Source organism: Anaerosporobacter sp., assembly GCF_031551385.1.
GTDB lineage: Bacteria > Bacillota > Clostridia > Lachnospirales > Lachnospiraceae > Anaerosporobacter.
In genome coordinates this window covers 1-22087 of sequence record NZ_JAVBNS010000026.1, presented here as the reverse complement: position 1 = coordinate 22087, position 22087 = coordinate 1, and the positions used below count along the sequence as shown (strand labels likewise).

22 protein-coding genes and 1 pseudogene are annotated in these 22087 nt (G+C 35.4%); 18 read left to right on the top strand and 5 right to left on the bottom strand.

The genetic code is table 11. The features are described from left to right. The first annotated feature begins 47 nt into the window (after positions 1-47). From RMR19_RS03555 to RMR19_RS03515, 9 genes are all read left to right on the top strand, one after another. Positions 48-467, top strand: a complete 420-nt coding sequence (locus RMR19_RS03555) for a MarR family winged helix-turn-helix transcriptional regulator (protein ID WP_310602120.1) — start codon at positions 48-50, stop codon at positions 465-467. A 369-nt stretch (positions 468-836) separates the two neighbouring features. Continuing rightward, entirely contained in the window at positions 837-1037 is a 201-nt protein-coding gene (locus RMR19_RS03550) for a cold-shock protein (protein WP_310602119.1), read from the top strand. Positions 1038-1331: 294 nt separating this feature from the next. Continuing rightward, positions 1332-2306: an alpha/beta hydrolase gene (locus tag RMR19_RS03545; RefSeq protein ID WP_310602118.1), complete on the top strand. Its 975-nt coding sequence runs from the start codon at positions 1332-1334 to the stop codon at positions 2304-2306. A gap of 22 nt (positions 2307-2328) precedes the next feature. After that, positions 2329-3564, top strand: coding sequence for an XAC2610-related protein (locus RMR19_RS03540; RefSeq protein ID WP_310602117.1), 1236 nt, complete (start codon positions 2329-2331; stop codon positions 3562-3564). Between the two features lie 223 nt (positions 3565-3787). Continuing rightward, the gene (locus tag RMR19_RS03535; RefSeq protein ID WP_310602116.1) at positions 3788-4405 is read left to right on the top strand and encodes a biotin transporter BioY; all 618 of its coding nucleotides are present in this window, start codon (positions 3788-3790) and stop codon (positions 4403-4405) included. Next, positions 4402-5376, top strand: coding sequence for a biotin synthase BioB (bioB, locus tag RMR19_RS03530; RefSeq protein WP_310602115.1), 975 nt, complete (start codon positions 4402-4404; stop codon positions 5374-5376). The genes RMR19_RS03535 and bioB overlap by 4 nt, the downstream gene beginning before the upstream one ends. 104 nt (positions 5377-5480) lie before the next feature. Next, on the top strand, positions 5481-7829 hold the full coding sequence (locus RMR19_RS03525; protein WP_310602114.1) for an ABC transporter ATP-binding protein/permease: 2349 nt from the start codon (positions 5481-5483) through the stop codon (positions 7827-7829). A 203-nt stretch (positions 7830-8032) separates the two neighbouring features. Then, positions 8033-8707, top strand: coding sequence for a response regulator transcription factor (locus RMR19_RS03520; RefSeq protein WP_310602113.1), 675 nt, complete (start codon positions 8033-8035; stop codon positions 8705-8707). Continuing rightward, the gene (locus RMR19_RS03515; protein WP_310602112.1) at positions 8704-9786 is read left to right on the top strand and encodes a HAMP domain-containing sensor histidine kinase; all 1083 of its coding nucleotides are present in this window, start codon (positions 8704-8706) and stop codon (positions 9784-9786) included. The genes RMR19_RS03520 and RMR19_RS03515 overlap by 4 nt, the downstream gene beginning before the upstream one ends. A 76-nt stretch (positions 9787-9862) precedes the next feature. Here RMR19_RS03515 and RMR19_RS03510 read toward each other — a convergent pair whose 3' ends face one another. Together RMR19_RS03510 and RMR19_RS22110 are read right to left on the bottom strand one after the other, a co-directional pair. Continuing rightward, entirely contained in the window at positions 9863-10243 is a 381-nt protein-coding gene (locus RMR19_RS03510; RefSeq protein WP_310602111.1) for a YmaF family protein, read from the bottom strand. Between the two features lie 100 nt (positions 10244-10343). Next, positions 10344-10481 (bottom strand): annotated as a pseudogene (locus RMR19_RS22110) (helix-turn-helix domain-containing protein); the annotation flags it as partial. A gap of 84 nt (positions 10482-10565) precedes the next feature. Between RMR19_RS22110 and RMR19_RS03505 the strand changes: the two are divergent. The 5 genes from RMR19_RS03505 (at position 10566) to RMR19_RS03485 (ending at position 14533) form a co-directional block, all read left to right on the top strand. After that, positions 10566-11024, top strand: a complete 459-nt coding sequence (locus RMR19_RS03505) for an alpha-L-rhamnosidase-related protein (RefSeq protein WP_310602110.1) — start codon at positions 10566-10568, stop codon at positions 11022-11024. Positions 11025-11064: 40 nt separating this feature from the next. Continuing rightward, the gene (locus tag RMR19_RS03500) at positions 11065-11418 is read left to right on the top strand and encodes an alpha-L-rhamnosidase C-terminal domain-containing protein (RefSeq protein WP_310602109.1); all 354 of its coding nucleotides are present in this window, start codon (positions 11065-11067) and stop codon (positions 11416-11418) included. 192 nt (positions 11419-11610) lie between these two features. Then, a complete protein-coding gene (locus RMR19_RS03495; RefSeq protein WP_310602108.1) occupies positions 11611-12351 on the top strand; it encodes an SDR family NAD(P)-dependent oxidoreductase in 741 nt (246 codons plus the stop codon). A gap of 200 nt (positions 12352-12551) precedes the next feature. Further along, positions 12552-13397, top strand: coding sequence for a PHP domain-containing protein (locus RMR19_RS03490; protein WP_310602107.1), 846 nt, complete (start codon positions 12552-12554; stop codon positions 13395-13397). 17 nt (positions 13398-13414) lie between these two features. Continuing rightward, positions 13415-14533 carry a hypothetical protein gene (locus RMR19_RS03485; protein WP_310602106.1) on the top strand — a complete coding sequence of 373 codons (1119 nt, stop codon included), beginning with the start codon at positions 13415-13417 and terminating at the stop codon, positions 14531-14533. Between the two features lie 128 nt (positions 14534-14661). On the opposite strand, the gene RMR19_RS03480 is transcribed toward RMR19_RS03485, so the two are convergent. Next, positions 14662-15024 carry a zinc ribbon domain-containing protein gene (locus RMR19_RS03480; RefSeq protein ID WP_310602105.1) on the bottom strand — a complete coding sequence of 121 codons (363 nt, stop codon included), beginning with the start codon at positions 15022-15024 and terminating at the stop codon, positions 14662-14664. Positions 15025-15401: 377 nt separating this feature from the next. On the opposite strand from RMR19_RS03480, the gene RMR19_RS03475 reads away from it, so the two are divergent. After that, the gene (locus RMR19_RS03475; protein WP_310602104.1) at positions 15402-16991 is read left to right on the top strand and encodes a leucine-rich repeat domain-containing protein; all 1590 of its coding nucleotides are present in this window, start codon (positions 15402-15404) and stop codon (positions 16989-16991) included. A 161-nt stretch (positions 16992-17152) separates the two neighbouring features. Here RMR19_RS03475 and RMR19_RS03470 read toward each other — a convergent pair whose 3' ends face one another. After that, the gene (locus RMR19_RS03470) at positions 17153-17965 is read right to left on the bottom strand and encodes a helix-turn-helix transcriptional regulator (RefSeq protein WP_310602103.1); all 813 of its coding nucleotides are present in this window, start codon (positions 17963-17965) and stop codon (positions 17153-17155) included. 444 nt (positions 17966-18409) lie between these two features. On the opposite strand from RMR19_RS03470, the gene RMR19_RS03465 reads away from it, so the two are divergent. After that, complete coding sequence (locus tag RMR19_RS03465) at positions 18410-20086, top strand: glycoside hydrolase family 2 protein (RefSeq protein WP_310602102.1); 1677 nt, start codon at positions 18410-18412, stop codon at positions 20084-20086. A gap of 42 nt (positions 20087-20128) precedes the next feature. Beyond that, complete coding sequence (locus tag RMR19_RS03460; protein ID WP_310602101.1) at positions 20129-20629, top strand: GNAT family N-acetyltransferase; 501 nt, start codon at positions 20129-20131, stop codon at positions 20627-20629. 13 nt (positions 20630-20642) lie between these two features. On the opposite strand, the gene RMR19_RS03455 is transcribed toward RMR19_RS03460, so the two are convergent. Further along, positions 20643-21110, bottom strand: coding sequence for a TspO/MBR family protein (locus RMR19_RS03455; RefSeq protein ID WP_310602100.1), 468 nt, complete (start codon positions 21108-21110; stop codon positions 20643-20645). Between the two features lie 134 nt (positions 21111-21244). On the opposite strand from RMR19_RS03455, the gene RMR19_RS03450 reads away from it, so the two are divergent. Beyond that, positions 21245-21961: an HAD family hydrolase gene (locus tag RMR19_RS03450; protein WP_310602099.1), complete on the top strand. Its 717-nt coding sequence runs from the start codon at positions 21245-21247 to the stop codon at positions 21959-21961. Positions 21962-22087: the final 126 nt, after the last annotated feature.

Below are 22087 nucleotides of genomic sequence, written 5' to 3'. Positions count from 1 at the left end.
AATTTCATTGCAATAAATAGCACGAGCAGGAGAGAGGAAAAGGAAAAATGGACAAATTTCATCATTATTTATTACGCGTGTATAATATACATAAAAAGATAAATTTCAAAAACTTTAACGATATGGACTTGTCACAAGGGCAGCCAAAAGTGTTAGAGCTTCTTTTATATAACAATGGTTGTTCGCAAAAGGATTTAGCAAAGGCATGTGAACTTCAACCAGCCACGATGTCGGTTTTGCTAAAGAAAATGCAAAAGGATAATCTAATTCATAGAGTTCCTGAGACATTAAGTAATGGGACACATATTGTCCGGATTTTTTTGACGCAGGGTGGAAAAGAGTTAGCAACAAAAGTTTTAGAAAGCGTGTCTATTGTGGAGGAACAGTGTTTCAGAGGTTTTTCAGATAAGGAAAAAGAGGAATGTTTGCTGTATATGGAGCGGATATATGAGAATTTACAGAGGTAAAATAATGGTATGAAGGAAAGTTTCGCTCTCGTGGCTTTTTTCTACCGTTCCTTTTGCTTGAGGGATATTGGTAGTCTTTATATCATATCAACGTAGAATTGTTTTGAAAAAATATAAAAAACACTTGACATAACATATTATCTATGTTAAGCTATAGAAAGTATTTTTAATTAGGTCTTGATTTTGCATAAAGTATAAATCATTATTTTATTAATGAATTATATTATATGTATCTTTAATTTGTAGAAAATCTCCTATGAATTAAAAGCGCTCCATATTGGAGGCGTACTGGATTAAGAAGAATATGCATCTTATAGTTGCTGTATTCTTTAAGTAAAAATATATAATAATATTAGGAGGTATCTTTCAATGAATAAAGGTACAGTAAAATGGTTTAACGCTCAAAAAGGATTTGGATTTATTAGTGATGAAAATGGTGAAGATGTATTCGTTCACTTTTCAGGATTAGCAATGGACGGATTCAAAACTTTAGAAGACGGACAAAAAGTTACATTCGAAACAACTCAAGGACAACGTGGTCTTCAAGCTGTTAACGTTTGTATCGCTTAATAAAAAAATAAGAAATTAGTTTTTTATAAATCGAAATAATGAAATAGTGTCAAGAAAGTATTGGTTATGTACCTGCTTTCTTGGCACTATTTTTTTGTTTGAAAAACAATTGTGTTGTTAATATGTTGGTTCAAATTGTAAAACAAGCTTGTTTGTAGTAAACTTATATATAGACAAACGGATGGTGCGGATATAAAGATTGTCCGCACGCAAATTTATTCCTGTGCTTTAATGTGGTTACTGTTTGCGCAACATGTTTACAGTAACGCAAGACTTGCAGGCGATAAGAAAGGCATGATTATAATGAAAGTAACGAGTGACATGATTCATAAAGAATTACGATTAAACGGAACGTTAATGAGAACATTTTTGAGTAAATCAAGCGAGAAAAAATTTAAGAAGATGCAAAAATTAGTTCGTAAAGTTATCGTAGGATATAAAAGCAAACGTATAAGGTGTGAAGAAGTGACAATAGAAAAGACAGATGGAAGTGAACTTAGACTATGTATCTACAGCCCTCTTTCAGAAGTAAGAAATGTACCAGGTTTCTTATGGATTCATGGTGGCGGGTATGCGATTGGTGCTCCAGAAATGGATATTCCCTATGCTGAAAAATTCATTAACGCAAAAAAATGTGTGATTGTTGCGCCAGATTATACACTCTCAACAGAAAAACCATATCCAGCTGCACTTGAGGATTGTTACGAAGCCCTCTTGTGGATGAAAGAAAATGCAGAGACACTTGGAATTCGTGATGACCAACTATTTGTTGGTGGAGAGAGTGCAGGTGGTGGATTAACTGCGGCGTTAACGTTATATGCGAGGGATAAAGGCGAAGTCAATATTGCATTTCAAATACCACTTTATCCAATGATTGATGATCGTATGAAGACAGATTCAATGCAAGATAATGATGCTCCCATTTGGAACTACAATAGTAATTCGGTAGCATGGAAAATGTATTTGGGAGATTTGTATGAAACAAAGCAAGTGCCCAAATATGCAGCAGCAGCGAGGGAAACGGATTACTCCAATTTACCACCAACGTATACATTTGTTGGTGATATTGAGCCGTTTTATGATGAAACACTTATCTATATAGATAATCTGAAACAAGCGGGAGTTCCTGCAGATGTAACGGTATATAAGGGCTGTTATCATGGCTTTGATGCAGTAAGCAGAAGAGCGGAAATAAGTAAAACAGCAAATGAAAAATTGGTACAGGAATATGTCTATGCGGTAGAGAGTTATTTCGCAAAACAAAAGTAGAAATGAAGGGAGAGTGACTTGAATGACGAAGTTTAGATTCCTTATATTTATCTTTTGGCTGTACTCTATGTTTACGGATTATACGAGTGTGCCATATCATTTTAAAGAAGAAGCTGTAAAAAAAGAAGTTGAGAGGTTTTTGGAAAAAACAGAAGAGGAGTTTACGAAGCAAGATATTGAGAAGCTTTCTGAGTGTAAATATTTTGTTGTTGATGATTCAATAGATACATTAGAAGATATCGAAGCGTTATTTCCAAATGCTCGATATTTGATGCTTACTTTTGAGGGTGCGTTATCAAATGAGAACTGTGTTAGTTTGGAAAATAACACTTCGTTAAGGGCACTTTCAATATCAGCACAACATGTTGATGATTTGGAGTTGGGAAAAAATCTGGCGTTTTTTGAGATTTCTTATCCAGAAGAGGAATGTTTGACTGATAAGAATAATATAGCAGCTTTTTCGGTATTAGGTAAAGAGTTTGTTGAAGAGAATATTAAGGGAAAACCATTACAGCTTATACGTCTTGTAGATGGAGATTACATTTATGAAGTGGTTGCTACAGATGAGTGGGATGAAGAATTTAGGATAATACAAGAGAGAAAACTTTTTATTTCAAAGAAAGACGGAGAACGCATTGTATATGAGACTGTTTTAGATGCAACTGATGCCGTGGGTGATTATTCAAAGAATCGAATCCGTTTAGTGGATGTAAATTTTGATGGAAAACAGGATATTTTAATAGAAAAAGGACATTTTGGAGCGCAAGGATTAGTTACATTTACTTGTTTTATGAATAATGATGGAACATATGAACAAGGCGGAGGTTTTGGAGGCATATCCAATTCAGCGATTGATAATGAGAATAAAAAGGTATTAAGTGTATGGCGTAATTGGGCAGCTTCCCATAGTTGGGCAATGTATTCGTATGAAGATGGCGAGTACAGTATGACAGATTGTCTAACAGAAGAGTTAATCTATGTAGATGGAGAAGATGGGTCAGACGAAGCGAAGGAAGAGTATTGGGAATATACAATTGAAAAATGTATCGATGGTGAGATGCAGGTAGTAGAAGTTTTCTCGGAAAAAGATTATACGTATGAGGAAATCGAAGCGAAAATTTATGCAGAAGATAGTTACTGGGGACTTCGATCGGATAAGTGGAATACGCTGTTTAATAGCGGGAAAATGGTGGATTTTAGCATCTATGGAAGCGGAGATGTGAATGAAACGTTGTTAAGGATTATTGGTGAGGAGTAGTAAGGTAATGTAGTGAAAAAAGCATAGTGATTGCTGAGAGCAAAAGCTATGCTTTTTCTTATACGATCGAATAGAATGATTGTTAACTGAAAATAAAATATGGTTGACAATTCGCGCGAATAGATATATAGTAATTACAGAGAATTAATAATAGATTTATGAAAAATACTTAGAGTAATACCATAGACATCACTTATTATCAAAATGCAAAGCGAGGAAAACAATGAAAGAAAAACTAACCACTCAAGATTTATGCTTATCTGCAATATTCACGGTACTAACTGCCGTTTGTGCGCAAATCGCAATCCCATTACCAATTTCACCAGTTCCTATTTCGTTTGGAATGGTTGGTGTCTATACAGCAGCCATTTTTCTAAAACCAAAGTGCGCCGTTATATCACAAGTGTGTTATCTCCTACTTGGAGCGGTAGGAATGCCTGTGTTTGGTGGTTTTCGAGGAGGTGTAGGGGCTTTGATTGGCCCGACAGGAGGATATTTGCTAGTGTATCCGATTATCGTAGCAATAATAGCATGTACATTAAACGGAAGACGAGCCTTGCTAGCGGAACGTAAGCAACGCCAAGTGGTAATAAAAGGTGGGGTATCGATTTGTATTGCGCATCTTGTATTATATGTAAGCGGAACAGCTTGGCTAAGTGCTACCACAGGAAATACATTTATTCAGGGATTGTCATTGGCAGTTTTTCCATATGTCCCAATGGATATCGTAAAAATCGTATTTTGTATCCTTGTAATCATACCGTTACGTAAGCGTTTTATGAAGATGGGATTATTAAATGTATCTGTGAAAGCCACAAACATGGAGGGAAGAAAAAAATGATATCACTATTGGAACAAGTATTGCATGGGCATAGGCTGAAGGAAGAAGAGGCACGCTTATTGATGAACGCAGAGTATACCCCTCTTGATGAACTTGTGGAGACAGCAAAAATGATAACAAGGAACTATTATGGCAACAATCTTGAGCTGTGTGCAATTCGTGCAGCCAGAGTTGGTCGATGCAGTGGAGATTGTGCCTATTGTTCGCAATCGACGTATAACAAGAGCGATGTTACGTTTTCCCAAGTGCAAGACATGAACGTAGACGAACTTGTAGAGCAAGTGTTGGAATTACAAAAATGCGGAGTGTCACGTTATAGTTTGGTTACCAGTGGGGAACTGTTAAGTGATTCGGAGTTTGAACAGATTATTGCTATCTATAAACGATTACATAGGGAAACGAATATGAATTTATGTGCATCACTTGGAAGTCTTAATAAAGAAAGGGCACAGCGATTAGTTGAGGTTGGAGTTATACGTTATCATCATAATATTGAAACAGCACGTAGTTTCTTTCCATCGATTTGCTCTACACACAGCTATGAGGACAAACTAAGTACAATTCGGATTGCAAAAGAGGTAGGATTGGAAGTCTGCTGTGGAGGCATTATCTCAATGGGAGAAACAGCGGAGCAAAGAGTGGAAATGGCATGTGCACTACGAGAGCTAGATATAGATTGTGTGCCGATAAATATATTAAATCCCATTAAGGGTACTCGTTTGGAAACACAGCAACTATTAAGTGTGAACGACATTCTGAGAACAATTGCAGTTTTTCGCTTGATACTGCCACACAAGACATTACGTTTTGCAGGTGGACGGCAGAATGCAATGAAAGAGGAGGAATATGCAGGATATGAAGCAGGGATCAATGCGTTAATGGTTGGAAATTTCCTTACGACAGATGGAAAAGATATGAACTATGAAATAGAGAAACTAGTAGGATTAGGCTACTCTATAGAGTCAATATAAAAAAATGATGGTATTATAGATTAGTTATTGTTCATAAATCAGTTCATATAAGGTTCATATAGCAATGATATTTTGTATGTATCAAAGAAAAGGAGGACTACAAAATGTCAAAGCTATATCTTGAAAAAATAAATAAATCCTATCGAATTGGTGAAACTGTTCATGCAGTGAAAGGCATAAGTCTATCATTTGATGAATGTGGGCTTGTTTCGATAATTGGGCCTTCTGGATGTGGAAAAACAACATTGCTCAATATCATTGGAGGGCTTGATCGCTATGACGAAGGAAATCTCTCCGTTGATGGTAACTCGACAAAAGAGTATAGTGATGCGGATTGGGATGCCTATCGTAGCAGTTGTATTGGTTTTGTATTTCAAAACTACAATCTTATTCCTCATCTATCTGTCTTGCAAAATGTTGAACTAGCCATGTCGTTTTCGGGTGTTGGAGTGGAAGAGAAAAAAAGAAAGGCAGAAGAGGCACTTCGCAAAGTCGGACTTGAAAGTATGATGGAGAAAAGGCCGAATCAGCTTTCAGGAGGGCAGGCGCAACGTGTTGCGATTGCAAGAGCATTAGTAAATGATCCTGATATTATCCTTGCCGATGAACCAACTGGTGCACTTGATAGTGGAACAGGGCTTCGTGTAATGGAGATTCTCAAGGAGATTTCTAAAACAAAACTGGTAATAATGGTCACGCACAACATTGACCTAGCAAAGGATTACAGTACGCGAATGATTGAACTGCTTGATGGAGAAGTAGTGGCAGATGATTGCCTAGTGGAAGATAAAAGTACGTTGGATAAAAGAAAGAGCAGCAAGAAACTCGAAAGCAAAAAATGTTTTATGTCACCACTTGTTGCGTTCACGCTCTCATTTCAAAATATTCTTATGAAAAAGAGCCGTACATTTTTTACTGCGTTGGCAGGTGGGATTGGTATCATAGGTGTTGCTCTTGTATTGGCACTCTCAGGTGGTCTGTCTTCCTATATGGGAGGTATGCAAAGTGATGCGCTATCGGGCTATCCTATAACAATTACCACAGAATTAGAGAATGCACCGAACGGTACAAAGCCAGATTATGTGCGTTATCCAGATGCTGACGTGCTTTATAAGGATGATGAGAGTGAATACACCACGCCACATACCAATGTGCTGACGCAAGAATATCTTGATTATATTGCAGATATTGAAAATGTATTGCCAGGCTCAGCAAATGCAATCGCCTATTCACGAGGTATCCGACTTAATCTAATCAATCTTGTGCCAGAAAAAAGGGTAGTAGATAATCAGTTTATCACCAGTAATGTTGATAAAGAAGTAGGTGTTATGGGCATGGGTAGTACCTATATGCAGGTTATGCCAGAGCATACTGATTTTTTGATGGCACAATATGACTTAATCGGTGAAGAAAGTCGTTTGCCAAGTAAGGAGAATGAAGTCTTGCTTGTTGTTGATGAGTATAATCAAATGGATGTGGATTTTTTCAATAAACTAGGTATCAGTAATAGTATCAATGAATATAAATTGACTGATTTTGTAGGTAGTGCTATTGCAAAAGTCATTCCCAATGATGAGTTTTTTACTGAAAAAGATGGACTGTATCCTATACCTGATACGAAAGATTATGATCGTCTTGCCGAAAGTTCAGATGGAATATATCTTACTGTTGTAGGTATCTTACGTCCAAAAGCAAATGCTGCAGGAAATTATTTTAATGAGGGTGTTGTTTGTACGACAGCATTGACCAAGTGGGTGCAGAGCCAAGCGGAAACTTCAAAAGTAGCATTGGAGCAAGCAGCGGTCGACTATGACATACACACGGGTCAACCATTTGAAGATGATGAGGCAAGAGCGAAGCAGATGCGAAGGATTGGTGTTGATCCAATGCCTACAAGTATTGATATCTATTCTGTTAACTTTAATGCGAATGACATGATTATGCTGTACCTTGATGTATGGAATGCGGGAAAAACAGAAAATGAGCAAGTTGTTTACACAAACAATGCGACAACGTTAACTAGTGTTACAGGATCGTTAATATCCTCCGTATACTATGCGCTGATAATATTTGCATGTATATCACTAGCAGTATCGGGGTTGATGATTGCTATAATTACGTATGTGTCAGTAGTGGAACGTACAAAAGAGATTGGAATTCTTCGTAGTATTGGTGCTCGAAAGAGGGACATAACAAATGTATTTGAAGCGGAAGCACTGATTATTGGCTTTATTGCAGGTGCTATCGGAATCTTTATTTCAGCAGTACTCATTATACCAATTAATGCGATTATATTACAGACCGCAGGCGTAGCGAATATAGCTAGTCTTGGTCCTGTACAGATCATTCTATTATTGCTTGGAAGTATGACTTTGACATTAGTGGCAGGTTTCATTCCAGCGAGATTAGCCGCAAAGAAAGACCCAGTTACAGCGTTAAGAACACTTGAGTGATTTGAATTATGTGCTAATTTATAGTATGATACAAGGGTAAAAGGTCATACGTTTCATGCCTGCATGAAAAAGTGTGACTTTGAGACCCGCAAAACATGAGAAAGTAGCTCGAATAGAGAGGATTTCGAATATTTTAGGATTGCAAGAGCATTTTTAACATGCCTTAGCAACTTCGGTAAAAGACTGAAAGGCAAGGTGATAACATGTTCAATATTTTAGTAGTGGATGATAACGATAACATTAGAAACCTTATTGCTGAACGATTACATGGAGAAGGGTATCAGCCATTTCAAGCAGTGGATGGCGAGAAGGCGCTTGATATAATGGATCATGAGCACATTGATTTAATGATTGCAGATATTATGATGCCGATTATGGATGGGTATGAACTGACGGCAGAACTGCGTGGTTCGAACTACAACTTACCAATTCTTATGGTTACGGCGAAGGAACATATTGAGGATAAACGCAAGGGATTCTTGGCAGGTACAGATGATTACATGGTTAAACCGATTGATTTTGATGAAATGATGCTTCGGGTCGAAGCACTTTTGCGACGAGCGAAAATCAACAGTGAGAAAAAGCTTACTGTTGGCGATGTTGTTCTTGATTATGACACATTAATTGTTAAAGTTGGAACAGAGGAAATGCTACTTCCACAAAAAGAGTTTCAACTTCTATTCAAGCTACTTAGCTATTCCCAAAAGATATTTACCAGGCGTGATTTGATGGATGAGATTTGGGGAATGGACTCGGAAACAGATGATAGAACTGTTGATGTGCATATCAAGCGACTTCGAGATAAATTTGATCACTTACCACAGTTTAAAATTGTTACAATCAGAAACCTTGGATATAAGGCGGAACGAAACATATGAAAAAAAGAAGATTGCTATTTAAGTCTCTTTATACAAAGCTATTGGCTATATTTCTTGGTGCGTGGTGGGGGTTAAATCTGATGATTATAGCTGTCATGGTGCATGTTATTACATTAGATCGACTCCGTACTCTTTACCCAGTCGTCAAAGAAGTTGGAGGGACATTCTATAATTTTATCTTATATACAAGCATTGCTTTTGCAGCAAGCCTTTGTATAGGAACAGTCTTGATTATCTTCGTAGTGCGTGGCATTGTAAAACCTATTCGCACGATTGCCGATGCGACGGGGAAGATTGCAAGTGGGGATTTTGATGTGATTGTTGATGTGAAACGCACGGACGAACTTGGACAGCTTGCCCAGAACTTTAATATTATGACACAGGAACTCAAAAGTATTGATGCGCAGAGGAATAGCTTTGTTTCTAGCGTATCCCATGAGTTTAGGACACCAATAACCTCAATAAAGGGATATGCGGAACTTCTACGTGATGATGTGGTTCATATAAATGAATTGACGGATGAAAAAAGACTACAATACTGTAACATTATCACAGGTGAAAGTGTACGATTGATTGCGCTTTCCAGTGATTTGCTACGGTTGTCTGAACTAGATAGTCGCATTATACGTGAACGTGCCACTACATTTTCATTGGATGAGCAACTCCGAAAAACAATCCTTTTGCTCGAACCTCTTTGGACGAAAAAGGAGATTGAGTTTGATATCGAATTAGCAGAAGTAGATTACTTTGGAGACAAAGATCTATTAGGTCAAGTGTGGATTAACCTCATACAAAATGCAATTAAATTTTCGATGGATGGCGGTAGCATTGCCATTCGTTTACGAAAGAAAGCTATAAAAATAGTTGTAGAGATTGAGGATTATGGTATTGGCATTTCACAAGCTGATAAAGAGCAGATTTTTGAATCATTTTATAAAGTCAGCCGTTCACGTTCAAATGAAGGTAATGGATTAGGTCTTGCAATTGTGAAACGAATTATTGACGTTGTGCAGGGAAGTATTCGTGTAGAAAGTGAACTTGGAAGAGGAACGAAATTTATTGTTGAGTTGCATTACTAGGGTGCGTTTAAAAATTGCTACCACATCTATGATTTTTCAATAATAGGCGTGGTAGCACAAAAAAACTAGAGTTTAATTAATCCCCAATCGGATTTTCAATAAGAGTAGCAGCAATAAACTCATGAAAATGATTATCAACAACTCGTGTTTGGGAATCAATAAAGTGGACATGGCGAGTATCATCACCTTTGCCAACTCTAACATTAAGCCCTGTTTTCACACAAATTGGATGAAAATGATCTTCATAAAAGTCGGTTTTCGTTTCAAATTTATGAATATGTCCTCCAGGAACGAATATAACTTCACCTGTAACACCTGCAAAACGATGATTATGTGGATCTTCATCAAGTTCTGCAAGACGTACACTCCCTAGTACTTCATGGACATGAGTTTGTTCTTTTTCACATCTTTGTCTTTCTCGGTAATCTCTATCTTCATGGAAACAATCAACGCTCATTTTATCATGGCTCCCTTATAAATATTATATAGAAGATGTTTAATATGCAGCTTTTGATAAATAGCTACAGCATTCTACATATTTATTCTATGAATATTTATTAGAGATGTGCATACCTACCTTTCCGATATTCATAAGGCGTCACCCCAAAGTAACGTTTAAATTCTTTGTCAAAAGAACTGCGCTGACAATATCCTATACAAAGAGCTATTTCATTAATTGTCTGAGAGGGACTACGAAGTAGCTTTTTTTGTGGTGAGGATTATAATGCAGAAAGAGAGATACATTTGCTTCAAGTAAGATAGAGACATATCAGACTCTTATGTCCTTCTTTGGCTATCAGTATATGGAGATAACAACTACGGCAGACGTCACAATATACGAGGTGAAAGCAAGGGCGGTAACATCGCTAAGTAAGCAAACAGGTGAAATTAATACGAATAACAAGAATGTAAATAGATTGTTTCGGAATGCATTATACGGACAGGTAAGTAATTATTTTACAATGATAACGGATTGTCCACAGCGAGATGAGAGAAAAGCGTGGACAGGTGATGTATCACTTATAAATGATAATTGGGATGCAATGAATAAATATATGAATTATCAGAAAGAATATGAAAGAAAGGCTTATATTGCACGGAATCAAGATACAACGGGATATGGTGATGTAGCATACGACATTCTTCTGAATAATGAATGCTCTTCATGGTTACATGAAGTTAAGGCAGGAGCAACGACGATTTGGGAACGTTGGAATTCCTATAATGCAGAAGAGTGATTTGGTGATTGCGAAATGAATTCATTTAATCATTTTTCCTGTGGTGCTATTGTGGAATGGCTGTATAGACAAAGGCGCAGAATACAATGAGGAAGAGCGTATTAATCATGTAAGAGGGAAATACGAATCCTATTATGGAACAATTATTTCAGAGTGGACTGCTGATAATGGTAAAATGTGTTCCTATCATACAGAGATCCCGGCAAATACTTCCGCAATATTGTATTTGCCAGTGGAGGAAATGGAAGTAAGTTGTCCTGATGTAGTAAAATTCATGGGTATCACCAAGCACAAAAGAGAAACGGTGCTTCAATTTAATCTTGTATCAGGAGCATATGATTTTATTGTGATAGATGGGAGTTTGAAAGTGGTTATAAGTGACGATTATAATTAAAAAGTAATATTTTCTGAAAGATGATAAATATTATCGTTGTTGCGTGATTAAAATTGACAAAAAACCAATATTGTGTTTAAATTATAAGTGGGTGTATTTGTTACAAGAAATTGGTTAGGAAACCACATAGTAACAATACAAGTTTCAACTAAATGTATTTGATTTCATTAAACGAAAACGGAGGATTTACTTATGAGATTAGACGGAAAAGTAGCAATTGTTACAGGTGCGACTTCAGGAATGGGACGTTCTACAGCATATCTTTTTGCAAAAGAAGGGGCAAAAGTAGTTGTTGTTGGTAGAAACGAAGCCAGAGCTAAAGAAGTAGTAGATAACATCAAAAAAGATGGTGGCGAAGCCATTTATCTAATTATAGATATGACTAATTTAGATGAAGTGAAGACAATCGTTCCAAAGACTGTTGAAGCTTATGGCACAGTGGATGTATTATTTAATAATGCAGGAATGCTTAGCTTAATTCCAATTACAGAAATGACAATGGAAGAATGGACAAGAGTATTCAATGTAAATGTAACTTCTGCAATGCTTTTAGCACAAGAAGTAGCACCATATATGAAAAAACAAGGGAAAGGTTCTATTATCAACACTTCATCAGTAGCTGGATATGCTGCACATTTCGGACCAGTTGCCTATAGTACTTCAAAACATGCAATGGAAGGTCTCAACAAAGCATTAGCGAATGAGTTAGGACCAGAAATTCGTGTTAACGCAATTGCACCAGGAGCAATTGTTACAGCGATGTTAGATAGTGTTGGTGGCGAAGCTGGTGTAGAATATATGGTTACAGGAGCACCACTGAAACGTGCTGGAAAAGGTGAAGAAATCGCAACCGTAGCGTTGTTCTTTGCAACAGATGATTCCTCATTTGTTACTGGACAAAGTTTACGTGTAGATGGTGGATATGAAGTTTAATCGGTAAGAATATTAATTAATAAGTTTTTTTAATAGGGCATGATTCGAGTTGATGAATCATGCCCTATTTGTACATGTTTGAAAATGTTAAAATAATTATTGATAAAAGTGGGAATTAACAATATAATGGGAAAAGGATATCAATGTAAAAAACGAAATGATTCTGTCGAATATTACCTTGTAAGAATAGAAGGGGATTTATGAACACATTAAAGAACACAGATAACAGATTAGCTGATTTGCATATTCATTCATTTTATTCAGATGGGACGATGTCTCCAATGGAAATTTTGCGGGAATCAATGGCAAAAGGGGTTGGTTGTGTAGCGATAACAGACCACAATGAAATTAAGGGTTCCATAGAAATGCAAGAATTATGTAACGGTACTAGCATGATTAATATTCCTGGTGTGGAATTGGATATTATAGAAGATGGGATAAATTTTCATATACTTGGATTTGATTTGGACTTTACAAATACAGAATTCTTAAAATTGCTCGAAAGAAATAAGGAATTACTAGAAGACGTAAATATTAAGTTAATTCAAAAGATGGAACAAAATTCGGAAGATGTTTCATTAAAGGAATACAATCAATTTAATTATGAAAGAAGCAAGGGCGGTTGGAAAGCGTTACATTATTTTATGTACAAGGGACTAACAAGTACTTTACAAGAAGGATTTAACATATATCAAAATTATAATCACTCGTATACTTGCGTTGATTTCCCAACATTAAGTGAGATAACAAAGGTGATACATTTGGCAGGTGGAAAAGCAGTATTAGCACACCCTGGAAGAGTAATAAAATATAAGGATTTAGTTGAGTTTGAATTAGAAATCAGATTGTTATTAACGAAGGAATTAGATGGAATAGAATGCTACTATCCATCACACTCTAAAGAAGTAACAGATATTTGCCTGAAAATATGTAAGGAAAAGAATTTAATCATAACAGGTGGTTCGGATTGCCATGGTGAATTTGAAGATACTACAATAGGTGAAAATAAAATACAAATAAGAGATCTCGTTATAATGAGAAAATAACGAAAGAAGTGAATTGAATGAAAACGTATAATATAATGAACTATCTTGATGAGGAATTGGTTGCATCAATGAGAAAACATCCAGGGATATTTATAGGTGGTAAAAATTATAAAAGGGTAGAATTTATACTTTCTAATATACTCAAAATTGTGCTACACAACAATAATGAACCAGTTAATATAGAATGGATTATAGAGGATGAGAAGACTTGCCAGTTGAATATTGTTGGTGGAAATATGGCTTGTTTAAAAGAAAAATTGGAGAATTATATAAGGATAGAAGAACTGCCAAAAACGAGTAAATATTTATATTATATGTACCTCATATATTTATCTCAAGTTGATATGACATTTATCTATAATCATAAATGCATAAGTATAAAAAAGAAGCCAGATATACTTGTGTATGATTGTGAAAGTACATCAGAAGAAAATAAATGTAGTATGAAGTTCACTTTGGATAGTGAAATATTTAGTAAGAAGACGCTTCTATATAAACCACTTAGTGAGTATGTCCAAATGTATGCTTATCAATATCCAAAGTTGACAATAGTTAGTAAGGATGAGAGAGCGTTGAAACAGGAAAATACATATCATTATCCGAATGGTTTGCAAGATAAATTGGATTATTTTAAGTTTTTGAAAAACGGGGAAAGTGAACCGCTATGGGAAGTTAGACATAATTGTATCATAGAAGGATTTGCGATTCATCTATGTTTTTGTATTGAAGAACATGTATATATATCCCCTTCGGATACTGTTATCTATGCAGAAGACGATTTAGTTCTATATGAGGATTGTACGATAAAACATGCGGTTATAAAGGCAATGAAGCAGAGTATGGAAGATTTTTCGAAGAAACATAATCTTGAATTAGCATTTAAAGAAGAACAGTTAAGCTATTTGACGGATTTTGTTGCAAGTATTCATGGAAATGGATTAGAATACGGTGGAAGTTTTAAAACAAATCTTAATATGCCAACACTAAAAGCAAAGTTAGTAAAACATATGAAATCGTATTTTGATGAATTATTTTCAAGTGATGATAAATATATGGAATTGCTAAATAAGATTGGTTTTAAGAAAGGGAATACCTTGTTTTTAGATGCGGTGTTTTCTTCTGATGATATGAATTAGATGGTAAGCCAAAGGAAGTGATTTATTTTATAAGCACAGAGAAATGGCTTGAAAAACGAGGTTGTGGTGAGGATTATTCTTTTGAATATGACAAGCAAAACATCAAAAAACCAATGACTTGGTAAGAATCATTGGTTTTTTTGATGTTTTCTATATTTTGATCCACAAGAGGAACAATATTTTCCATCTAAAGGGATATCAGAAAAGCAGTAACTACATTTTTGGGTTGGCACTGCATCATCAAGTTTGCTAGCGTGTTCTCTTGCAGAATGAAGCGTGTTTTTAAACATTGCAAGAAGCGTGATGCCAATTACACCAAGTGCAATTGAAACGCCAAAAGCGAAAGAAAAGAAATCGAAAAAGATGGATAAAACCAATAAGGCAACTCCACTCACAGTAAGAAAAATTCCTATAGGCGTATTTTTATCAAGTCTGATAATTATTCTACCTTTGGTATTCTCTTTTAATAATTCAGATGCTTTACCACACATACAGCAATAGGCTGTATTGTCAGGCATTGTGTGTCCACAGTGTTTACAAATCATAGTCATACCTCGCTTATGTATTTTTGGTATTAAGCTAATAACTTTGAAATTACTTTACTGTTAGCTTAACATGGTGCTGTGTTTTTTACAATATTATTTCTAAAAGCTATCTATAATATATTTTGAATAATGTTACTGTTCAATCCCAAGCCGTGCACTATGTTGCAAGGCTATGGGCTAATACCGTAAAACAGTCAAGAATATCGAATAGGGTTCTCGCACCTGTTAAATCAAATGGGATATCTTGATGTTTCTGGTAGTATATAGTAGTATTGTGGTGTTAACATAATACGTAAATATCAAAGAAGTAAATGGGGAATGATATGATTAAAAAAAGAATAAAAATAATAGTGCTATCTATGTTAATGATAGCATCAGGCTGCAAGCATAGCAATAGGACGTTATTCTTACATGAAATGCCTGTCGGTGCTACTACTTGCCTTGACTATGTAACGCAAGTGGAGTTTCAAAATCCAGAATTAGAAGAAATCGTGAGAGACATTTTAGATAAACCAACTGGTATGATAATGAAATCAGACATATGGGATATTACGGAATTGAACATAAACTGTGTGAAAATCGATTCATTTGCTGAATTGGAGGATTTTAAAAATCTGAAGAAACTGGAGTTATGCTATACAAAAATTAGTAGTCTTGAAGGAATTGAAGTATTAACTAATTTGGAATCGCTTATCATTGAAAAGAATAACATAGAAGATATTCAGGAACTATCAAAATTAGCATCCTTAAAGGAATTGGATATTACAGGGAATAATATAGCAGACCTATCTCCGTTAGAAAACATAAACAATCTTGAAAGTTTGAGCATTGGAGACTGTGAAATGGAGTATGCAGATTTATCAGCGATAGAAAATTTGGTTAAACTCAAATATTTCTATGCATCTAATTGTGGAATCAGTAACATAGATGTACTACATAATATGAAAGAGCTTGCGTGTCTTTGTTTACCGAATAATAATATTACCGATATCAGTGTGTTGAAAACCTTAGAGAAATTAAATTATCTGAGTTTGGAATGGAATAAGATCTCAGATATTAGTCCTTTGGAAAATAGGAAGGAACTAGAATATCTGCGCGTATCAAACAATACTATCAGCGATATCAGTGTAGTGGAGAGTTTGGATAAGTTAGATTATTTGAATTTGGCAGGAAATCAGATAACAGAAATCAGTACTTTAGAAAATATGTGGAACATGCAAAAGATTGATTGGGAAAATGTAAATATAAAATACAATCCGATACCAGGAGGAATTCTTGAGAAGTATTATAGCCAAGAGGAATATGAGGAATCAACGGATACATATAGTGGTGATGTGCCAAAGCATACATTTGAGTTAGTATCCTTTTATTCCGAGGAAGATCATGATTACCATACGACAAAAATCACAATAAAGGATACTAAAAGCGGTAAGATTATTCAAGAGATTATACCAAATCATTATTCTAGTTCAGAGGAGATAGTAAGTGATAAATACTGGAAGTCGGGATTCGAAATTTTTGATATGAATTTTGATGGTTATGAAGATATCTGTATCTCTGATTATGAGACAGAAGATGAAGAGCAAATTAATATCTGTTGGGTATGGGATGAGGAAAAAGGACAATATGTCTATGACTATGTATTAAGTAGTATAGGCGCGTTTTGGATAGATTCCGATAATGAGCTTATTAATGTGTATGTTGGCGAATGGTTATGGGATCCAAAATATTATGAGAGAAATTACAAATTCATAGATGGTGTGTTGACCTTAATAAAGGAGATTCAATGGGGATATCTTGATGAGAAAGAACCGGAACAAGCATATAAAATCACATATGAATTAATAGACAATCAATGGGTTATGACAGCAAAAATAAAAATGGTAACGGAGAAATATGATGATGATTATTAGATAGAAGATTTTAATAAGCATACTTATATGTTAAATCGGGAGGTACGCATTATGATGTATATTACAAATACATTGATGGTGTATTGACCTTGATAAAAGAGGTACAATCAGGATTCCTAGACGAAGACGACCCAGAGCAAGGTTATGGAATCACCTATGAATTAATTAATGGTCAATGGGTCATGACAAGTAAGAAGAAAATCCTTATTGGTGGATAAATAGTTTTTTCTATACTTACCTGGAGTAATTCCCATATAAGATTTAAACTGGCGAATAAAATGTTCGGTATATTGATAGCCACACAGTTTTGCAATCTCGTCTAAAGGTTTGTTATTAGAGATTAATAGCTCGCATGCCCGTTGTAGCCTGCTTTGTATCACATCTTTCATACAAGTTGTTTCAAAAAAATGCGGATAGATAGAATGTAAATATCCCGTACTAATATTTAACTGCTTTGCCATCATCGGAAGTGTCCAGTTTTCATTCGGATAAGAATAGATTTGTTCACGCAGTTCTGTCAAAGCGTAGTAAAGGTCGGGATATTCATTCGTATTGCTTTCATCAGAAATCTTATCTAATAATGCGGTAGTTAGATTATGGATAATCAAGTTCCGATGAGAAGATGCACCATAATATTCCGTACATATAATATGAAAAAGGTCATAATAATCTTTCGTATTATGCAACGTGATTGGAGTACCAAAAGGAAAATGTTCTCCAAACAATGGGTGGTCGGAACGAATATGTGCCCAGTTGTCAATGTAAGAAGGTTCGATTGCGTGGTAGCGATGTCGTTGCCCTGGTTTGAAAACGACGGCAACATGAGGTGTGGTCGTATGCCAAGTGTCATTAATAAGAAATCTTGCCGATGTCTTTATCAATAATAATAAGTAGACAGGATGCCCTGTAGGACGGTCGATTGTAAATGTATTGTCATGTGTGGCATTCTCGCCGATTTTATCAATTGTTATCATGGAAAACCTCGTATGTTTTATAGAGTCCCAAAGTTATGATTTTTCGTGCAAGCATGAAACGTATTACTTTGGGGATTTTGGTGTTACAATATTAGAATATATCAATGTAAGGATAGTATAGTTCATTGAAAAAGAAGTGTCAATCATGTAATCTAAGAATATAATACAAGAGGTAAATAGTATTTATCAGCAAGAAATACATGAGTTGCAATACATTTTATGTAGCAGAAAGCCTAACACCTTTTTAAGTCGTATCATGTAATTACAATATATCAATTAGAGAATTATAATAACAAACGTAATTTACATGCATAATGGTAACAGGAAGAAGGAAGTAAGGACTAGTTGATTGGCAAGAAAGAACCGCTTGATAAAAAAGCATTGCTAAGAAAATGGATAAAGAAATTGTTGAAAAATTGATAAGATAAAGCGAGGTATGTCGATATGATAAGAACATTTTCGGTACACAATATCAGAACACAGCAAGAATTAACGGGAAGACTATGGGAGTTCTCTCCATGTCAAGGAGAACTTGTGGGAAAGAGATATCAAGTAGCAACACCAAGCTGTTGGGAAAGTTATCCCGATTTTACTGGATACAGAGGAGAAGGAATTTATAAAACTACATTTCATGCAGGTGGAAATATCCGATTGGAGTTTAAAGGAGTAAGCCATACTGCGACGGTTTATTTAGATGGGAAGGAAATTGTAAGTCATTACAATGCTTACACAATTTTTAGCACCGTTGTAAAAGAGGTAGAAGAAGGAAATCATGTATTAGAAATAAAAGCAGACAATCGATTTAGTGAGGCAAGCGCACTTCATATTCCGAATGATTATATGGCATATGGTGGGGTAAGCAGACCTGTTGTATTAGAACAGATTTCGAATGTATACATACAGTGGATTCATGTTACACCTAGTTACAAAGATTCTTCATGGAACGCAAAGATTGAATTGAAATTAGAAAATATTGATGAGTTCGCAGATACATTTGATGCAAGAGTAAAAGTGGCAGGAAAAGAAGTCGTATGGAATGCCATTAAAATCGATGGACAAGCGGAAATGGTACTGGAAGGTGAAATAAATTTCACAGATGTTAAGACATGGACAATGGAAGAACCTGAATTGTATTATGTAACGGCAACCATTGAAAAAGACGGAGACGTAATCGATGATTATATTGACCGTTTTGGTTTCCGTGAAGTAGGTATAGAAGGAAAGAACATATTGTTGAATGGCAGGTCAATCCGATTAAAAGGAGTTTGCCGTCACGAAGATCATCCACAGTTTGCTTGTGCTTTGCCTTACTCAGCGATGGCAGCAGATTTGGATATTATCAAGCATCTTGGTGCAAATTCCGTTCGAACATCGCATTACCCAAATGATGAGATTTTCCTTGATTTGTGTGATGAACAGGGAATATTGATATGGGAAGAAAATCATGCAAGAGGACTAAGTTTGGAAGATATGAAAAATCCAAACTTTGAGCCACAGGCAGAACAAGTAATCCGAGAAATGATTCCACTCCATTACAACCATCCTTCCATCTATATCTGGGGAATTCTAAATGAATGTGCCAGTGACAGTGAATACGGAAAAGAGTGCTATGAGAAACAGCTTACATTAATCAAAGAACTTGATACTTCAAGACCACATTCCTTCGCAAGTTGTAAATTCAAAACAGATTTATGTTTTGGCTTGCCAGATGTTGTTTCGTATAACATCTATCCACTTTGGTACCATGATACAAAAGTGGAAGAGTACTTAGATGATTTATACCAGTGGGTTCAGAACGAAACAGACGGTGTTGGAAAACCATTTTTAATTACAGAGATTGGCGCAGGCGGTTTGTATGGATACCGCAATGCTTATAAGTCAAAATGGACAGAGGAATATCAAGCGGAGGCATTAGAAAAACAAATGACCGCTGTTTTAAATTATGCGGATTGTTGTGGTATCTATATATGGCAGTTCTGTGATATTCGTATAAGCGATGAGTGGTTCGGAGGACGTCCTCGTACAATGAATAATAAAGGAATCGTAGATGAATATAGACGTAGAAAGTTGTCTTATGATGTGGTAAAACAGATATTTGAGTCTTACGGAAATTATATGTAGATTTTTGTCTGATAATTAAGTAAACATGGGGGTAAAGATGCTGTGAAAATTTCATTAGAAAAGTGGAAAAAAGAAGATTATCATGTTTTTTTTAATGCTTCAAAAGATAATGCATTGAGGGAGAATATGAGTGACACTTTTCCTAAGACATTGGAAGAATGTAAAGAAATTGTTCATTTCTTTTCAACAAGTACAGATACTACAGAATACATTAGAGCAATCAAAGTTGATAATCAAATTGTAGGGTGCATTGCTGCCTTTTTTGAAGAAGATATGTATTGTAAAAATGCAGAAATATCTTATTGGCTGAGCGCTGAGTATAGAGGTAAGGGAATTATGTCACAAGTAATTGAAACATTTACACAGGCGTTATTTTCTGAATTTGATATACATAGAATTTGGGCTAGACCTTTTGAACGTAATAAGGCTTCGCAAGGAGTTTTGAAAAAGGTAGGATTTTCATATGAAGGATTACTAAAACAAAATGTTTTAAAAGATGGTTTGTTTTTAGATTCTGTTATTTATGCTTTCATAAAGCAATAGTTTGGGGTAATTATCATTTGTTCATAAGATAAATCGAATAGTTAAGATAAGCAGCAAATATACACCATAATAAATATGGAATTTGAAGATAGGCAGCAATAGGGCTAATTTGATAAAACTGAACTATCATGATAATAATTAGAATTATTAAAACGATAAGCCAAATAAAAGCAAGCAAGTACATAGAGAAATTGAAAAAAATAATGCTCCACCAAAAGTTGAAAAACAATTGTAATGCATAGAAAAAAAGAGCTTTTGATTTTTGCGGACTATCTGATGTGTAGATGATATACGAAGAAATCCCCATCAAGACATAAAGTATTGTCCAGACAATAGGAAAAAGAATCGATGGAGGGGCAAACGAAGGTGTATTTATTGTACTATAGGTATTCATACCTCCGCTGAAAAGAGCAGATAGAGCGCCAATCGCAATAGGAATAAGGATAGAGATAATTAAGCAACTTTTGTTTTTTATTTTCATCCTGTGAACCTCCATATGTTATAATAGAGTATATGCAGATTGGATAAAAAAAATAAGTGATTGTAAATGAAAAAACAAATGAAAAAAGTTTTTTGATACGACAGAATAGTAGAGAAGAAGAGGGGGAATTATTTATGAAGAAGCCAAAGATGATATTATTTGATTATGGACAGACCTTAATTAATGAAGGAAAGTTTGATGGAGTGAAAGGTACAGCAGAAGTTCTGAAGTATGCAAAGGTAAACAAGTATAATCGAACAGCAGAACAGGTGCAAGAGGTTGCTGATGCGATTAATAAAGAATTGGGTAGATTTGATCCAATGAGAAGACACCTTTTTCAAGTTGAAGTGCCAAATGATATGTTTACTGCGTATTTGTATGAATCGCAGGGGATTGAATTATCGATTCCATACAGTCAGGTGGATAACATATTTTGGGATGTTGCTTCGCCAGGAACTGCGACGGAGGGAATTGCTGAATTTTTGCAGTTTTTAAAGGAGCAGGGAATTCGAACTGGAGTTATTAGTAATATTTCGTTTGGCGGTAAGGCATTAACAGAGCGAATTAATCGGATAATACCAACGAATGAGTTTGAATTTATTATTGCCACAAGTGAATATATGTTTAGAAAACCGAACCATAGAATATTTGATTTCGCATTAGAAAAGGCGGGATTGCAAGCAGAGGATGTTTGGTACATAGGCGATCAATACGAATGTGATATTGTTGGTGCAAAAGGAGCAGGCTTATTTCCTGTATGGTATACAGGGGCGATTGATTTGCCTTATGTGGAAAAAGAAGATGTGTTTATGGTAAGTAAATGGGAAGAATTGAGGGATACACTTATATAGCAAGATTTGAGAAAATAATCTTTGCAGAGGAGTTGCTGTTTGTTGATAGCAACTCCTTTTGCAATGTTGTAGAAAACTTTCACAGACTCTCAGTATGACTCAATCTAACATCAAGTAATGTAGATA

What these genes read in the sequence shown, in the direction of transcription:
- RMR19_RS03545 (WP_310602118.1), top strand. Translation starts at nt 1,332, where the DNA reads ATGATTATAATGAAAGTAACGAGTGACATGATTCATAAAGAATTACGA.
- RMR19_RS03505 (WP_310602110.1), top strand. Translation starts at nt 10,566, where the DNA reads ATGTCCTTCTTTGGCTATCAGTATATGGAGATAACAACTACGGCAGAC.
- RMR19_RS03510 (WP_310602111.1), bottom strand. Translation starts at nt 10,243, where the DNA reads ATGAGCGTTGATTGTTTCCATGAAGATAGAGATTACCGAGAAAGACAA.
- RMR19_RS03535 (WP_310602116.1), top strand. Translation starts at nt 3,788, where the DNA reads ATGAAAGAAAAACTAACCACTCAAGATTTATGCTTATCTGCAATATTC.
- bioB (WP_310602115.1), top strand. Translation starts at nt 4,402, where the DNA reads ATGATATCACTATTGGAACAAGTATTGCATGGGCATAGGCTGAAGGAA.
- RMR19_RS03495 (WP_310602108.1), top strand. Translation starts at nt 11,611, where the DNA reads ATGAGATTAGACGGAAAAGTAGCAATTGTTACAGGTGCGACTTCAGGA.
- RMR19_RS03540 (WP_310602117.1), top strand. Translation starts at nt 2,329, where the DNA reads ATGACGAAGTTTAGATTCCTTATATTTATCTTTTGGCTGTACTCTATG.
- RMR19_RS03475 (WP_310602104.1), top strand. Translation starts at nt 15,402, where the DNA reads ATGATTAAAAAAAGAATAAAAATAATAGTGCTATCTATGTTAATGATA.
- RMR19_RS03465 (WP_310602102.1), top strand. Translation starts at nt 18,410, where the DNA reads ATGATAAGAACATTTTCGGTACACAATATCAGAACACAGCAAGAATTA.
- RMR19_RS03520 (WP_310602113.1), top strand. Translation starts at nt 8,033, where the DNA reads ATGTTCAATATTTTAGTAGTGGATGATAACGATAACATTAGAAACCTT.
- RMR19_RS03470 (WP_310602103.1), bottom strand. Translation starts at nt 17,965, where the DNA reads ATGATAACAATTGATAAAATCGGCGAGAATGCCACACATGACAATACA.
- RMR19_RS03455 (WP_310602100.1), bottom strand. Translation starts at nt 21,110, where the DNA reads ATGAAAATAAAAAACAAAAGTTGCTTAATTATCTCTATCCTTATTCCT.
- RMR19_RS03450 (WP_310602099.1), top strand. Translation starts at nt 21,245, where the DNA reads ATGAAGAAGCCAAAGATGATATTATTTGATTATGGACAGACCTTAATT.
- RMR19_RS03555 (WP_310602120.1), top strand. Translation starts at nt 48, where the DNA reads ATGGACAAATTTCATCATTATTTATTACGCGTGTATAATATACATAAA.
- RMR19_RS03490 (WP_310602107.1), top strand. Translation starts at nt 12,552, where the DNA reads ATGAACACATTAAAGAACACAGATAACAGATTAGCTGATTTGCATATT.
- RMR19_RS03525 (WP_310602114.1), top strand. Translation starts at nt 5,481, where the DNA reads ATGTCAAAGCTATATCTTGAAAAAATAAATAAATCCTATCGAATTGGT.
- RMR19_RS03550 (WP_310602119.1), top strand. Translation starts at nt 837, where the DNA reads ATGAATAAAGGTACAGTAAAATGGTTTAACGCTCAAAAAGGATTTGGA.
- RMR19_RS03485 (WP_310602106.1), top strand. Translation starts at nt 13,415, where the DNA reads ATGAAAACGTATAATATAATGAACTATCTTGATGAGGAATTGGTTGCA.
- RMR19_RS03480 (WP_310602105.1), bottom strand. Translation starts at nt 15,024, where the DNA reads ATGTGTGGTAAAGCATCTGAATTATTAAAAGAGAATACCAAAGGTAGA.
- RMR19_RS03515 (WP_310602112.1), top strand. Translation starts at nt 8,704, where the DNA reads ATGAAAAAAAGAAGATTGCTATTTAAGTCTCTTTATACAAAGCTATTG.